Raw genomic sequence first — 1,760 nt, 5'->3', positions numbered from 1 at the left:
ATGAAAGCGAAGGCCTGTATGAAACCTGCTCTTTTAGTTTGGCTTGGGGTCGTTTGGCGCCCCGTCCCTCGTCTCATTCGATGTATTAGGGATACTATGGGAATTGATGGCCCTGCAACTGTTTTCTGTAGCAAAGCGCTGAAGGCTTGACAGAACAACTGAGTTTCAAAAGAGATTCGCGGCAAGATTTAGGCATAAAATCGAATTTCTTGTGCCTAATCCCACCATCAACACCAAATATAGAGACGAGTTGCGCCTGCAATTTTTTTCCCATAGTTTCCCGCGATTCCACAAGAAAGCGCGCAGCAGCTTTGGATATTCCCCTTACGTTCGCACTCTCCCGCAACAGAACCGCCGGGAAACCCCGGTATCAGCGGTTCAACACCGAGTGATTCGGGCCTTCAAGCGGAAAGCGGGGCAAACCGGGCCATAATTTCCCATGGTGCCCGTGAATTCCCGCCAGTGCCGTGAATTCCCAGCTATCCCATTCAATCGCGCCGGTCCCATGCCGCCCCATGCGAGGGCCGCGGTCTCGCAGGTTCCCAAACCGGGCGGGAAATCCCATCTGCGCCCAATCAAAGGGAGCAAACAGCAAATGGCCCGCCAATGAGGCGGGCCACCCGGGACACTAAATATAGAGAGAGCTGAGCCCTGCGGAGTTAGGCCATGCCGCCGCCGATCAGACCTTCGGCAATCCGGGCATAGGCCTGCGCCATTGGCCCCTCGCCCACCGCGATGGGCGTGCCGCTGTCGCCGGCCAACCGGGTTTCCAGATCAATCGGCAGCGCGCCCAACAGCGGCAGGCCCAGCGTCTCGGCCTCTGCCGCGACACCGCCACGGCCAAAGATGTGATGCTCACCGCCGCAATCTGGGCAGGTGAAGAAGGACATGTTTTCGATCAACCCCAGCACCGGGGTTTTCAGCGTCTTGAACATGTCCATCGCCTTGCGCGCATCCAGCAGCGCCACGTCCTGCGGGGTGGAGACCACGATGGCGCCGGTCAGTTCCGCCTTGGTGCAAAGCGTCAGCTGCACATCGCCGGTGCCGGGCGGCAGGTCGACAATCAGCACGTCCAGCTCGCCCCAGTTCACCTGCCCCAGCATCTGCTGCAGCGCCCCCATCAGCATTGGGCCGCGCCAGACCACAGCCTTACCCTCTTCCAGCATAAAGCCGATCGACATAAGAGTGACGCCATGGGCGTGCAGCGGTTCGATGATCTTGCCGTCAGGACTGGCGGGGCGGCCGGTGGCCCCCATCATGCGGGGCTGGGAGGGGCCGTAGATATCCGCGTCCAGCAACCCGACCTTGCGCCCCTGCCTGGCCAGCGCCACGGCGAGGTTCGAGGAGACGGTGGATTTCCCCACCCCGCCCTTGCCGGAGGCAATCGCCAGGATGCGTTTGACGCCTGCGGGTTTCAACGGCCCGGCCTGCGGCTTCGGATGGCCGCCGACCTTGAGGCTGGGCGCGGGCTTCTGAGCGGCATGGGCGGTGAGCGCGGCAGAGACAGTTTCGACGCCGTCCAGAGACAGCACCGCGGCCTCGGCGGCTTTGCGCAAAGGCTCCATCAGTTTGGCGATCTCGGGGCTGGGCGCCTCGATCACAAAGCTCACCTTGCTGCCGTCGATACGCAGGGCGCGCAGCATGTCGCGCGACACCAGCGTGCCGCCGTCCGGCAAGGCCAGCCGCTCCAGTATTTCGCGAACCTGATCCTGAGTGACCGCCATGACTGCTCTCCTGCGTGTTGTCCGGCCCTATATATG

Annotated in this window: 1 protein-coding gene; it reads right to left on the bottom strand. The window is 61.8% G+C overall.

Annotated elements, in window-relative coordinates; genetic code table 11:
- Positions 1-659: 659 nt before the first annotated feature.
- Positions 660-1,724, bottom strand: coding sequence for an Mrp/NBP35 family ATP-binding protein (locus tag A2I95_RS35400; RefSeq protein ID WP_027258326.1), 1,065 nt, complete (start codon positions 1,722-1,724; stop codon positions 660-662).
- Between the last annotated feature and the right edge of the window lie 36 nt (positions 1,725-1,760).

The sequence above is a fragment of the Leisingera sp. F5 genome (assembly GCF_001593695.1).
This window is presented reverse-complemented; position numbering and strand designations above follow the sequence as displayed.